The sequence below is a fragment of the Roseobacter cerffii genome (assembly GCF_054226325.1).
The window spans coordinates 3,351,920-3,363,637 of sequence record NZ_CM135757.1; the positions used below are offsets into that span (position 1 = coordinate 3,351,920).

An 11,718-nucleotide genomic window follows, 5' to 3' on the forward strand; every position below is an offset into this window, starting at 1 on the left:
GGCCCCTCCCATGTTCAACCATCCCAACCCCGTAAAATGCGCCTGGTCCTCGCTGCACAAAGGGTTCCTCGCCGTTGGCTTCTTCAGCCTCTTTCTCAACCTTCTGATGCTGGCCGGGCCGCTCTACATGCTGCAGGTCTATGACCGCGTGCTGACCAGCCAGAACATGGAGACCCTCGTGGCGCTGAGCGTGCTTCTGGGCGGTGTCTTCGTGGTGACAGCCTGCCTTGATCTGGTGCGGATGCGCATTCTCGCCCGGCTGGCGGCGAAATTCGAGCTCACCGTTGGCGAGCCAGTGTTGCGCGCGGCCATGCGCCGCCGGGTCGAGGGCCGCGCCCGGGTCGGCGAGAGCCTCGTTGAAGACATCAATGGGTTTCGCGATTTCATCTCCGGCACCACGCTGACCGCCTTCTTCGATGCCCCGTGGATTCCGATTTATCTGCTTGTTCTTTATGTCTTGCACCCGTTTCTCGGCCTGCTGGGCCTGGCCGGTGCTGCTGTCCTGACGGTCATGGCCCTGATCAACAACGCCCGCGCACGAGGACCCATGCAGCAGGCCTCGGAGGCCCGCGGGCGCTCGGACGCGCTCTTTCAGACCGGGGACCGCAACGCGGAACTCGTGCAGGCGCTTGGCATGGGGGCCGATCTTGCCCGCCGCTGGAGCGCTCTGCAACGCGAGGCGCATCATCACAAGACGCGCACGTCTGACCGCATCGCCAGCTTCTCGGTCCTGTCCAAGACCATCCGCATGGCGCTGCAATCCGCCATTCTCGGACTCGGCGCGGCCCTTGCGATCACCGGCGAGACGACGGCCGGTGTGATGATTGCCGCAACCATCGTGCTGGCCCGCGCCCTTGCACCCATCGATCAGCTTATCGGGCAATGGCGGATATTTCTCGCCGCGCGCGGGTCCTACCAGAAGATCAAAGAGCTGACCGAGACGTTCCAGGACGACACGCGCAGGCTGCATCTGCCGCGCGCGTTCCAATCCGTTTCGGTCCAGATCGGTCAGGCCGGACCGCCGCAGGCGATCAACGCGACGATCCGCGGGATCGAATTTACGCTCGACGCGGGCGATGTGCTGGCGATCATCGGCCAAAGCGGCTGCGGCAAGACCACGCTGGGCAAGATGCTCGCGGGTGTCTGGACCCCGCAACGCGGCGAGGTCCTGCTCGATGGCACACCGATGTCGAAATGGAACGCGACCGAGCGCGGCCAGATGATCGGCTACCTGCCGCAGGACGTCGAGCTGTTTGATGGCACCATCCGCGAGAACATCGGGCGCTTTTCCACCGAGATCGACGATGCCGAGGTTCTGCGCGCCGCCCAAGACGCCGGTGTGCACCCGCTGATTATGAGCCTGCCCGACGGGTATGAGACACGGATCGGGTCGGAGTTCTTCCTCTCCGGCGGTCAGCGTCAGCGGCTGGCGCTTGCCCGCGCGCTTTATGGCGCCCCCTTCGTGCTGGTGCTCGACGAGCCGAACTCCGATCTCGATGCCGAGGGCGAACAGGCGCTGCGGCAGGCGCTGCAGGCCGCGCAGGCCCGCGGGGCCGTCGCCATCGTCATGACCCATCGTCCGTCCACCTTGCAGGCGGTCAACAAGGTTCTCGTGATGCGCAGCGGAACGCAGAGCCGGTTTGGCGACAAGGATGACGTTCTCAAGATGAACACCCGCAACGTTCTCGCGACCGACCCTGCAAAAGGCGCTGCACCAGCCCCGTCCGGGCGCGCGGCACCGTTGGTCCTGACACCCGAAACACGGCTCAAGGGAGCAACCCAATGACATATCTGACCCCTCACACCACCTCCGGATCACCCATGCCCTTTGACGCCGCGCAGGCAATGCATGCTCGCCCAGACGCGCCCCGGATCGGGCGCTTCGTGGCATCCGGATTGTTTGTCCTGCTGACGTTCATCGGCGGCGCGATCTATTGGTCCATGTCCTCGACACTCGACGGGGCCGTGGTCGCCCCGGCGTCCTTCGTGGTCGATGGCAACCGCAAGACGGTCGAGCATCTCGACGGCGGGATCATCGATCAGATCCTAATCACCGACGGCGCCTTCGTGGAAGAGGGCCAGGTGCTCATTGCGCTCGACAGCACGGATATCGACGTCGACCTCAGCGTTCTGGGCAGCCAGTTGGGCGACCTTTCGGTGCGCCGCGCGCGCCTGCTGGCCCAGATCACTGGGCAAGAGACCTTCCGCGAAGCCGACACCTTGGTCCAGCTTCCGGAAGGGCTCGACCGTCTGCATTGGTTTTCCGCCTACCTGACGCAAAAGCAGGTGTTCGACAGCGAGGCCCGCGCGCGCCGGACCGAAACCGAGATCACACGCCAGAGGATTGTCAGCCTGAGGGATCAGGTCGGCGGGCTGGGGGAACAGCGCGCCTCGACGCAGCGGCAGATCGAGATCACGCGCGAAGAGCTGACCGGGTTGCAGACGCTCTTTGATCAGGGCCTTGTGACAGCGCCGCGGATCAGTTCACGCCGGCTCGAGATGGAACGGCTGAGCGGCAGCGATGCCGCGCTGCGCACTCAGATTGCACAGGCCGAGAACCAGATCCGTGAGCTTGAACTGACCCGCGTCAGCCAGCAGAAACTGCGCGACGAGGCGATTTCGAGCGAGCTGGCCGCAGTTGAAGCACAGCTGGCATTGGTTGCGCCACAACACGCGGGTGCCGCGGAACGCCGCAAGCGGATCGAGATCGTCGCCCCGACCAGCGGCCGCGTGGTCAACCTGGAGGCCTCAACCACCGGCGGCGTGATCCGCCCTGGTGAGCCGATCCTCGATATCGTGCCAGCGGATCGCGCGCTCATCGTCGAGGCGCGGGTGAGCCCCTCGGACATTGAGAAGCTCAAGGTCGGTCAGGAGACCCGGGTCCGACTGTCTGCCTTCGCCAAAGCCGACGTTCCGGAGGCCACCGGGCAGGTCTTCGACATCTCGGCCGACGCCTTGGAAGATGATCGCACAGGAGAAGAGTACTACGCCGCGCGGGTTCGGTTGGACGCGGTTCAGCCAAGCGATGTTGCTGCCCTGACGCTTTTGCCGGGCATGCCCGCGGACATCTTCATCCGCACCGGCGAACGGACGGCATTTTCCTACCTCGCCCAGCCTATCAGTGATCGCCTTGCAAAGACGTTTATCGAGTGAATTGGTTCCTACGACGGTAGGATGACATGCAAGGTGCATGAGCTCATGGGCTGGTTTTGGATCGGCCCATGAGTTTCTCTTTGCGGGGGGATTGCGGCAGACGTCATCACCGTGCTGATCAATCGAGGGGCCGGATAACAACAGCGGCCCTTGCAAAGATAGGCAATGATGGGCTGTGACGCAGACACCTGCTGTTTTGCGCATCAAACTGAGTAGACCACCAAAGGCGGCTTCGGGCCAAGACGTTGTATCCCATAGAGGCAAGACTGCTCTGTGTAGGGCCGCGATCCAAGGCTCATACAGTTCTCAGCTGACTCGAACCCAGAAGAAGACGGGCAGCTCGAAGCCAAATCGGGCGGACTCGCTTTGTTAGTTCAGCGTTTTCAAGAGATCGCGCCAGCTTCTCTCTGGGCGTATGAGATACGCCTGAGTGCGGACAGATGCCCACCAATACAACGCATTATCTACATTCAGCAACTTCGGTGAAAACTGTGGTGCCCGGGGGCGGAATCGAACCACCGACACGAGGATTTTCAAACCGAAGCTTATTGAGAGTGCTCAACAGGTTAGTCACGAAAAATCTGTCAAACCCACCACGGCGCATCAAGCACTTAGCGGCGAATTGTCAAACCTTGCTCCTCAGGCCTCCCGATGAGCTGGCGGGTGGCGAATGCATGTGCTGAGCGGAAGTTCGGGAGTGCGACGCGCAAGCAGATCATCATGTTTCTGGCGGACAAGGCGTCGGATGACGGGTCGGGCATCTGGTGTTCGAAGGGCACGATCCAGCGGCATACGGAACTGGGCGAGACCACCGTCAAGCGGACGATCCGGGACTTCCTGAAAGAAGGCATTCTGGTCGAGACCGGATCGCGGGGGTGCAAGAACGGATTCACTGTCGTTTACCGGATTGATCTTGCGCGGATCGAGGCCCTGGAACTCACCGCAGAGCCTGATATTGAGACGGGGGCCACTGTGGACCCCGTCCAGACTGGACCCCGAACGGGGGCCACAGTGGCCGGGGTACCGGGGCCACCACGGCCCCCAAACCATCCAAAAACCATCCATAAACCCCCTACGCGCAAGCGCGAGGCGGGGGCGGATGAAGAAGCTGAGAAGATTTTGGCCGCCTATCCGCCCGACCGTCTGCGAGCGAAGGCTGAGTGTCTCGGGCGGATCAGGGACATCCTGGACGCTGGGATAGAGGCCGAAGACCTGTTGCAGGCTGCGAAAGCCTATGCAACCGAGAGCGCAGGCTTCACCCGGTCGAAGGTCTGTTTCTCGGACAACTGGTTCAAGTCCGGGCGATGGAGGACCTTCGTCGAGGGCATCGCCAAAGGCCGAGAAGAGAGGAAAGCCAAGGAAGCCGAGATGCTGGCTGGCCTGGCGAATTGGGTCACTGATCGCCATTCGCTTTGCCGCCATATCACCCCCGGCCAGATCGACGCGCTCTTGGCCGCAGAGCTGGTGACCCAGGCGCAAATTCGGGCGGCAGGCCTCAGATCATGAGCGCCACCGATCCCACCGAAGTGCAAACAGCAAGGCGACCCATGTCATACGGCTGCGCCGATGACACGGGACCTTGCGAGGGGCGGCACGCCTCCCCTTCGAACCCCACCGGCGCGGGCAAAGCCCGAGCCAAAGAGCCGCTGACCAAGACCTTCGTCTTCCGCTGTACTGCGTCCGAGAAGGCTCAGCTCCGCGCCAAGGCCGAGGCCGCTGGCCTGCCTGCCTCGACGCTCCTGCGCGAGGCGCTAGGCCTCACCGAGGCCCGTCGCCGCAAGCCCGTCCCGCGCGTCGATCCGGCGCTCTTATTGGCCATCGGGCGCATCGGCGGCAACCTCAACCAGATCGCCCGCTGGCTAAACCACGCCATGAAGGTCGGGCGCACCGACCTCGACACGCTAACGGTCGCGCGCTGCCTCGTGGTGATCGAACGCCAGCTTGCCGCGCTCCTCGATGAGGCGCGGCGGTGCTGATCAAGTTCTTCCCTAACGGCAAAGGCGCGGGCGCGGGGCCGGTAGGCTACCTCGTGGCCGAGCGCGTGCTGGCCTATGATGGCAACCGCGATCAGATCCGCGACGCGGACCGCCAGCCCATGACCGTCACCCGCGACCCGATGCCCGAGGTGCTGCGCGGCAATCCCGAGCGCACCGAGGTCCTGATCGACGCTAGCCGACACCAGTGGACCTACCGTGCAGGCGTGATCAGCTTTGCCGACAGCGACGATCCGACCGAGGACCAGCAGGCCGAGGTCATGGACGAGTTCGAGCGGCTGGCCTTCGCGGGGCTGGACCCTGAGCAATATGAGGTGCTCTGGGTCCGCCATCGCCACGAAGGCCGGGTCGAGCTTCACTTCTGCACGCCGCGCCTGGAGCTGACGACGGGCAAGAGCCTCAACATCGCGCCACCGGGCTATCAGGACGCCTATGACAGTCTTCGGGACGTGATGAACCAGCGCCACGGCTGGGCCGATCCGATGGATGTGGATCGCGCGCAGGAGGTCCGCGATACCATCGAGGCACCGACCCGCGCCCAGGGCCGGGACGAGCTGCACGCCTGGATACAGGACCAGATCGATATGGGCCTGATCACCGACCGCGCGACCATGATCGACGCGCTCACCGACGCAGGCTTCGACCTGCCGCGTACCGGCAAGGCCTACATCACCGCCCGCGACCCCGACACCGGCGAGCGCTGGCGGCTGAAAGGAGAGATTTTCCATGAAGACTGGCAAGCCGACCCGGTTGAGCGAGAAACTGAACGCGGAGCTCGACGAGATCAGGGCCGAACACGTCGCCTCGATCTCGTCCCAGCTGAAGAGCTTCAGGATCGATTTGAAGGACATTGTGGGCGCCGCGCAGCATACCATCGCGAGCGATACGCGCCGGTTTCAGACAGAGACGGCGAGCCTGTTCGAGACGCGGCTGAGCTCGATCCGCCTCTGGCTGACGATCTCACCCTGGCTGATCGCGGCGATGGTGCTGACGGGGATCGCCTCGATGATGGCCGCGAGCTTTTTCTGGACTGTGCATCTGACGCGCTCAGAGCTATCGGAGATGGGCCTGACAAGGATCGAGCGGCCCGAGGGGACCTGGCTGATCCTGGACTCGTCGAAGACGCGGCTCAGGACCTGCATGATGGGCGAGCAACACGTCACCTGCATTCGGATCGAGGAGGATTAGATGACCCAACTGACAGCCTTGGAACGCGACTTGCTCGCCTGCGTCGAGCGGTTGGTTACGGCCTCAGAGGCCTCCGCGAAGGACTTGACCGCCTTGGAGACACGCTCGACCGGCAGGATCGAGAGGGAGCTGGCTGGCTTGAAAGACTGCGTGACCTTGCTCATTCGCTCACAAGCCGCATCCATGAAGGCCTTGAGCGGATTGCTGAACGACGAGGCGAGCTACAAGACGCTGGACGAGAACTTGCAGCAGAGCTTGACCTTAGCGAAGGCCGCCGCCGAGAGATTGAGGGACAGCTAGACAGCCAGGAGGCGCATGCGGAGCGGGGTTGCGGCATTGAACAGCGACAATTCGACCACGGAAGCACCCACCTTCAGTGCATTTGAGTTGTGGCTGACTGTCAGTTGGTAGCTGTATTCATTTAGACTGCTGGTGTGTGCCAGCCAATTTTTCAGCCTCAAAGGTGGTGAAACGCTTCGAAGTTGGCGTTGAAAAAGCTACGCTGAGGCCGAAATGGTTTGCCGCTCATTCATTGAGCGCAACACTCTGGAGGCCGGAATGAAAAACAGTCTTGAAAGTAACTTTTCGGCAGCACACCTCACCCCCACTTATTTCCTGACGCGCCGTCATGAAGATCTCAATGTATTTTTGAAGGCTGCATTGATGGGCGCTGAAAGCAAGAAACTTCATAGTCCTGAAAAAATTGGTCCCCTATGGAGACTGCTTCGACGAAAGCGTACCGGATGGGGAACGCCCCTAGACTGGACGAACCCAGATAGAAATGTAGCACTATTCTTGGACACTGCATTCCAAATGGGTATAGCTCAGGCATTCTCATCCTTTGACAGGTTTCTAGATGAGTGCTCGGCGGAATTTGACCGATACAATAGTTTTTTTGGCGCAGCGGATGACATCAATCTTCGCGACGATGACGCCACTGCAACTCGCGGCGACAAGCTCTCTCGTCTCTATGAGCGGATTTCTCTCGACACAACGAGTGTAGATTTCTTCATCCCATTTTTTCAATATTATCAAGAGCTAAGGAATTGCATCGTTCACCGCGCAGGCGTGGCTAGCCACGGATCGGTTGCCGCATACAAGCGCATTGTCGATAGCAGTGCGCTGACCCAATGGTCCAGTCAAACCGGGCACATCGGACCAATCCAGCTTTCTGAGCCTGAATTTGATCGTTGCTTGAGCCTTCAGATCAACGATGTGCTTTTGGCATCAACAACGCTTGTCATTATCGCACGGGACATAAGCGTGCAGATTTGCAGTCGGGTATCGGTCGATGGACTGACCTATCTTGCATCACGATCAGTTATCCGTGACATCGAACAAGACCCAAGCGCTAAGTGGTTGAATAACAAAACGTTTGAAGGCGCAGTTGCTGCATTTCTGGGAGAGTTTAACAGGCTGGGAGCGGTTCGGTCCAAAGATGTGCTAGAAGTCATGAAGCGCGTTGATTGCTTCAGTCTCGGCAATAAAGCCTTCCTGTCCGCCAAAGCGTAGGCCACGAGTAACCTTGTTGAGCCTTTACTGTTTCGACGAGCGTATCTTGTCGGATAAGGATTTGACTTGGATGTCCTATCGTCTCTTGCGTTCAATATTGCGAACACCTTCAAAATAGCTCTCTAGCTGCCCATAATGATCAAGAATTCTAAATGGATTGCCCCGTGCGGCATCGTCTGCATGTGATTCAGTGATCGAGCACCAAACGCACAAATCGCCGCCAGATGGGATTGGTTCTGAACAACTCTCGCATATGCCTAGAGCCTCAGTGACTTCCCCTTTCTCGAAGATGAAGACGCTTTCACCCGTTGATCGCATGTATGGTAGCGCCAGGCTTTTTCCGATGCTGAGTTGGTACCAGTCGATGTCATTTTCCTGGCACAACTCAATACTGATCTCTTTCTTGTCTTCAGGTATTTTGCTGCCAACGATCATCGCGGTCACACAATCAGTTGGTATGAACAGGATGTCGTTTCCTGCGACGTCCTCCACGTATTGGTTTCTGTCAACCAATCTACATTCTTGCTCGTAGCTCCAGTCTTGATACTTCGAAAAGTAGGCTTCGGTGAGGACTTGTTGGCGCAGCCAAACTGCATGCCTAGGTTTCTTTGTTGCCGCCACTCGTTCCAGAGATGATGCAAGGCTTGGATTGGGTCCCGCCTTGTAGTCAACATCACAGATTTCGATTTCTTCAAAGGTTTCTTGCAAAGCGCTCGCGTCAAATTCGAGCACGAACCCAGAGTGGTTTTGCGCGTAGTGCGCCCACATAGGAGCGACAATCGGTGATTTGGAGAAGCACGTTGTTGGAAACTGTGGCAGTTCCTGAACGATATCTTGGTACGTGGCAAGGCTCTCCGTTGTCACATCCAAGTCTACGCCGAGGAACAGTTCGTAGGGGTCGTTGTAGTCCTTAGGAAGCGAGCATTTGACACCGCAATAGTCATCCCGTTGAAACACCAAGTCCATGACGTCACTGGAAAAATACTTATAGATTTTCAAAGTCGTAGGTCTCTCTTTCTTGTGCAATAGCTGATCAAGCTAAAGACTTTGGCCTTCATTCAAAAGACCAGGTAATCGTCAGTTTGCAGCAGGTGGTTGATCTCGGAAGCTTCGATCTGCCGTTTCATTCTCATTATACCAAAGGCTGTAGGCAAGTTCACTCAGTACGTCAGGGTCGTGTTGACCAAGCGTGCAAGGCGCGTCGCAGCATTGAGCGTGTCGTCCTTTTGATAAACTGTTCGATCAGCGTCCGACGCGCATGCGGAGCGAACGGTGAGGCGGTAAGGCCTACGGCACCGTAAGCATTCAATACCAATCATGGAAAACCCTACGAATTTGCCTTTTTGAAGCGCCTAAATTGGTAAGCGAGGGACGCCGAAGCCAACTTGTGATCCACGCTCTTCCCATCAAGTTTTCTGTACGCCGTTCCCTTCAGTTCCGATGAAACCACAATAAGCCCAGATTTAGGGTTTATCGCGATCATGCCAGCGTCAAATAGTGAGTGAACATCTCGCCTTAGGATCAGACTGTTCTCGGGCACTTCAAAAGCGGGGTTGCCGGTGTGAGGAATGACGTGCGCCGCTTCCAGCACCGTTGGCAGCGTGAAGCCTGTCATGACGCAACGCCCACCATGGCGTAGCATCGCCGCTTCCCGGAATTTCTGTTGTTCAGGCCTCGCCTTGACGCTTGCTGTCTTCCGTTCTTGTTCTGCGGCCATTACGGCTTCGCGGTCATCGGAAAGCGCACGTTCCAAAGGCGATAGATGTTGAAGCTCTACGCTGGTAATCGCGTCGGTCTTTCTCGAACCGTAGCTCAGAATGAGTTCATCAACCTCGGCCTGCTCATCCGATTTCATCGCCCAGGCTCTTGGACTGCGATCCTCATTTATGCGGTCAAGCACCGATGAACTCCAGCCACTAGCGCCAAGACTGCGGAACCCAAACGGTTTCTTGAGAAGAGCCAGTTCTGCAAGCAGGATTTTCAGGACACCGTCCCTTAGATGCACGTCTTTTGCTTTTGCGACGCCAGTCAAACCGAGCCCCGATCCAAATGCTTCATCCTCGTGAGCCCAGAGGTAAAGGACATCGCCAACAACAACTTGCGGACCGGGGGACCTATCGCTCCAAGAGCTTGCTCGGGGGCTGTCCCAAGGCATGCTCAAGACCTGATCGTCCCAGTCTCGCGGATCAACCGGTCGGGATACACCACCAGGACCATGGAGTTCGCCATTAAACTTCAGCAGAAAGGCATTCGAACCTGTGTCGCAAGCATCGACTTGCTTTCGAAACGATGATCGCCAAATCGTCTGACCACCGGGCAGATCGTCTGCAACCGCGCGAAGTTCTTGAATTGAGCCCCAGTCAAATCGAAAGACACTCTCTTGTGCGTCGGCAATGTCGACCGCTCCTATCGCCTCCCGAATGTAGTCAAGAGCGTCATCATCTGGATATCGGTGTCCTTTGCGAACAAGTATTGTTGTCAAAGGCGGCAATCGCTTGTCGTGAAAGTAATGCAGAACTGCGTACAGGTTTTTACCAAGCCCTCGCCCCGTTGGATGCGGCCATCCTATCGCTTCGGCTAGTTCTTGGTATGTTGTCCGCTGTTTTGCTTTGGCTTTCGACGCCAGAAAACGAGCGATTTCAAACTGAATGGCGTTCATAGCAATTGGTTAAGTACGCAAATTTGGCTCACCATCGGCAGCCAACACTCTGTCGTATTGTGCTTGCAGGTTCACCCAATAGGCCGGGGTCGTATTGAACACACGCGCTAGGCGTAGCGCGGTGTCAGGCGTGATCCCGGTTGTGCCCTTTATCAACCGCTCAATCCGAGTCCAAGGAACACCCAGACGCCGCGCAAACGCAATGGCCCCAATCTCAAGGGGATCGAGGTAAAGCTCTTTCAGAACTTCACCGGGGTGCATCGGGTCTTCAAGCAAGCTCATCACCAGGCACTGCCTCAAGCTGCGCCAGTTTGCGTTTCAGCGTTCATGCTATCTGCGTAAATAAACTGCTTCGCATCCTCCCGCACTTCGAGCGTCGCCCCGTCAATCGCGCCAACGGCAAGGCCTGCGTTCACCCGCCGCGCAGGTTTACCCGCACTTAGCCACTTTCCCGCTTTGTCCACTGCGAAGCGCCCTTTGCGAGTTCCAGCACCCTTGCCTTCCGCCGCATTCATGATGACCACAGCGACCTCTTCCATCCGGAACAGCCCACCCTGGCTGGCTGGTGGCATCTTGCGCTTTTGCAGAGACTGACGCGTTACATCCAGCCGCTTGGCCACATCCGCCAAGCTGACGAGATCAGGCCGCACTTCCCGCAGAACCGCGCCTTCGGGCAATTGTTTTTGGATCGCCCGGGCCGCGTTGAGGATCGCATCTTCAGCGCGATCACTCGCCGCTTCCAGCGCAACGCCAAGCATGCCAGGCACGCCAGTGCCAACGATGGCATCCTCGAAGCCAGCCTCGAAGACCGCGTCCATCAGATCGAAGGCTTCATGCTTACCCTCTGGAAGGGCGAAGATCAGTTCGAACTCGATTTCTGCCATATTATTCATCCTCTTGCGCGTCTTCGTTCGTGTTGTCGAGCTTGGTGCAACCAAGCGCCCGACTTCTCAATTGCCGCGCAAAGCGGCCCGGATTCTGAGGCGTCGACCAGACACCCATCTGACAAAATTCACCGCACCGGCAGTCAGGATCGTTGTTCGGGCATCGGATCAGGCCCCACGCATGCCCGCGCCCCGGACGTAAAGTGACGGTCCAACCCAGGGCTTCCAGCTCGCGCAAGACCGCCTCAACCTCCTTGGACTTGTGCGGCTTTCTGGACATTAAATAGGCCTCTTTCTTTAAGTTGTCAATTGACAACTTAATATCACT

11 protein-coding genes are annotated in these 11,718 nt (G+C 58.6%); 6 read left to right on the forward strand and 5 right to left on the reverse strand.

What is annotated here, in order from left to right:
• The first annotated feature begins 10 nt into the window (after window positions 1-10).
• The 6 genes from ACVC7O_RS16230 to ACVC7O_RS16255 all read left to right on the forward strand — a co-directional run bounded on the left by ACVC7O_RS16230 (window position 11) and on the right by ACVC7O_RS16255 (window position 7,847).
• Window positions 11-1,786, forward strand: coding sequence for a type I secretion system permease/ATPase (locus ACVC7O_RS16230; RefSeq protein ID WP_458323155.1), 1,776 nt, complete (start codon window positions 11-13; stop codon window positions 1,784-1,786).
• Entirely contained in the window at window positions 1,783-3,153 is a 1,371-nt protein-coding gene (locus ACVC7O_RS16235; protein WP_458323156.1) for an HlyD family type I secretion periplasmic adaptor subunit, read from the forward strand. Before ACVC7O_RS16230 ends, ACVC7O_RS16235 begins: the two co-directional genes overlap by 4 nt.
• A gap of 720 nt (window positions 3,154-3,873) precedes the next feature.
• Window positions 3,874-4,659, forward strand: a complete 786-nt coding sequence (locus tag ACVC7O_RS16240) for a hypothetical protein (RefSeq protein ID WP_458323157.1) — start codon at window positions 3,874-3,876, stop codon at window positions 4,657-4,659.
• Window positions 4,660-4,700: 41 nt separating this feature from the next.
• Window positions 4,701-5,129 carry a plasmid mobilization protein gene (locus ACVC7O_RS16245; RefSeq protein ID WP_458323158.1) on the forward strand — a complete coding sequence of 143 codons (429 nt, stop codon included), beginning with the start codon at window positions 4,701-4,703 and terminating at the stop codon, window positions 5,127-5,129.
• On the forward strand, window positions 5,123-6,721 hold the full coding sequence (locus ACVC7O_RS16250) for a relaxase/mobilization nuclease domain-containing protein (RefSeq protein ID WP_458323159.1): 1,599 nt from the start codon (window positions 5,123-5,125) through the stop codon (window positions 6,719-6,721). Before ACVC7O_RS16245 ends, ACVC7O_RS16250 begins: the two co-directional genes overlap by 7 nt.
• Window positions 6,722-6,893: 172 nt before the next feature.
• Window positions 6,894-7,847, forward strand: a complete 954-nt coding sequence (locus ACVC7O_RS16255) for a hypothetical protein (protein WP_458323160.1) — start codon at window positions 6,894-6,896, stop codon at window positions 7,845-7,847.
• 75 nt (window positions 7,848-7,922) lie between these two features.
• Here the strand turns inward: ACVC7O_RS16255 and ACVC7O_RS16260 are convergent, their stop codons facing one another.
• The 5 genes from ACVC7O_RS16260 to ACVC7O_RS16280 all read right to left on the reverse strand — a co-directional run bounded on the left by ACVC7O_RS16260 (window position 7,923) and on the right by ACVC7O_RS16280 (window position 11,670).
• On the reverse strand, window positions 7,923-8,846 hold the full coding sequence (locus ACVC7O_RS16260; RefSeq protein WP_458323161.1) for a DUF2971 domain-containing protein: 924 nt from the start codon (window positions 8,844-8,846) through the stop codon (window positions 7,923-7,925).
• A gap of 328 nt (window positions 8,847-9,174) precedes the next feature.
• Window positions 9,175-10,506, reverse strand: coding sequence for an HNH endonuclease (locus ACVC7O_RS16265; protein ID WP_458323162.1), 1,332 nt, complete (start codon window positions 10,504-10,506; stop codon window positions 9,175-9,177).
• A gap of 9 nt (window positions 10,507-10,515) precedes the next feature.
• A complete protein-coding gene (locus ACVC7O_RS16270; protein ID WP_458323163.1) occupies window positions 10,516-10,788 on the reverse strand; it encodes a HigA family addiction module antitoxin in 273 nt (90 codons plus the stop codon).
• Between the two features lie 14 nt (window positions 10,789-10,802).
• Window positions 10,803-11,390 (reverse strand): hypothetical protein, encoded by a 588-nt coding sequence (locus ACVC7O_RS16275; RefSeq protein WP_458323164.1) that lies wholly within the window; start codon window positions 11,388-11,390, stop codon window positions 10,803-10,805.
• A gap of 1 nt (window position 11,391) precedes the next feature.
• The gene (locus tag ACVC7O_RS16280) at window positions 11,392-11,670 is read right to left on the reverse strand and encodes a hypothetical protein (protein ID WP_458323165.1); all 279 of its coding nucleotides are present in this window, start codon (window positions 11,668-11,670) and stop codon (window positions 11,392-11,394) included.
• Window positions 11,671-11,718: the final 48 nt, after the last annotated feature.

What these genes read in the sequence shown, in the direction of transcription:
- ACVC7O_RS16240 (WP_458323157.1), top strand. Translation starts at nt 3,874, where the DNA reads ATGTTTCTGGCGGACAAGGCGTCGGATGACGGGTCGGGCATCTGGTGT.
- ACVC7O_RS16255 (WP_458323160.1), top strand. Translation starts at nt 6,894, where the DNA reads ATGAAAAACAGTCTTGAAAGTAACTTTTCGGCAGCACACCTCACCCCC.
- ACVC7O_RS16270 (WP_458323163.1), bottom strand. Translation starts at nt 10,788, where the DNA reads ATGAGCTTGCTTGAAGACCCGATGCACCCCGGTGAAGTTCTGAAAGAG.
- ACVC7O_RS16230 (WP_458323155.1), top strand. Translation starts at nt 11, where the DNA reads ATGTTCAACCATCCCAACCCCGTAAAATGCGCCTGGTCCTCGCTGCAC.
- ACVC7O_RS16245 (WP_458323158.1), top strand. Translation starts at nt 4,701, where the DNA reads ATGTCATACGGCTGCGCCGATGACACGGGACCTTGCGAGGGGCGGCAC.
- ACVC7O_RS16235 (WP_458323156.1), top strand. Translation starts at nt 1,783, where the DNA reads ATGACATATCTGACCCCTCACACCACCTCCGGATCACCCATGCCCTTT.
- ACVC7O_RS16265 (WP_458323162.1), bottom strand. Translation starts at nt 10,506, where the DNA reads ATGAACGCCATTCAGTTTGAAATCGCTCGTTTTCTGGCGTCGAAAGCC.
- ACVC7O_RS16275 (WP_458323164.1), bottom strand. Translation starts at nt 11,390, where the DNA reads ATGGCAGAAATCGAGTTCGAACTGATCTTCGCCCTTCCAGAGGGTAAG.
- ACVC7O_RS16280 (WP_458323165.1), bottom strand. Translation starts at nt 11,670, where the DNA reads ATGTCCAGAAAGCCGCACAAGTCCAAGGAGGTTGAGGCGGTCTTGCGC.